We start from the raw sequence: 645 nt of genomic DNA, 5'->3' as shown, positions 1-645 counted from the left end.
CCTTGAGGCCGGCCAGCAGTTGGGCGTTGGCAGCGCGGCTGCCGTGCATCTTCCAATTGCCAACGACGAGTTTTCTTCTCACGGCTCACTCCTTGACCAGGTCAGCACGATCTTGCCGATGTGCTGGTTGGATTCCATGCGCGTGTGCGCCTCGGCCGCCTGGGCCGCGGGCAACTCGCGGTCAATGACGGGCTTGATGCGACCGGCCTCGATCAGCGGCCAGACCTTGTCGCGCAGTGATCGCGCAAGGCCCGCCTTGAACGCTGCCGAGCGCGGGCGCAGTGTCGAACCGGTGATCGTCAGGCGGCGGCGTAGCACGAGGCCAGCGTCGATCTCCGACTTCACGCCGCCCTGCACGGCGATCAATGCCAGGCGACCATCCTCGGCCAGCGCCTGAACGCCACGGTCGATGTAGTCGCCGGCCACCATGTCCAGGATCACGTCAACACCGCGGCCGCCGGTGGCGGCCTTGGCTTCAACGACGAAATCCTGCTCGCGGTAGTTGATCACGACGTCAGCACCCAGCGCCTTGCAAGCCTCGGCCTTCTCGGCGCTGCCGACCGTCACCAGCACCCGGGCACCCAGCGCCTTGGCGATCTGGATGGCGGTCACGCCGATGCCGCTGCTGCCGCCGTGGATCAACAG

The 645-nt window shown here is 66.8% G+C and carries 1 protein-coding gene and 1 pseudogene; both read right to left on the bottom strand.

Going from position 1 to position 645, the window contains the following annotated elements:
• A pseudogene (locus ACXJKR_RS34155) lies at positions 1 to 82 on the bottom strand (triose-phosphate isomerase); the annotation flags it as partial.
• Positions 79 to 645: zinc-binding dehydrogenase (locus tag ACXJKR_RS34150; RefSeq protein WP_457326640.1), on the bottom strand; the 567-nt coding region annotated here is incomplete at its 5' end. The gene ACXJKR_RS34150 and the pseudogene ACXJKR_RS34155, both read right to left, overlap by 4 nt.

The sequence above is a fragment of the Roseateles sp. P5_E11 genome (assembly GCF_054049355.1).
Note: the sequence above shows the minus strand (reverse complement) of the source record. Positions and strands in the feature narration are given on the sequence as shown.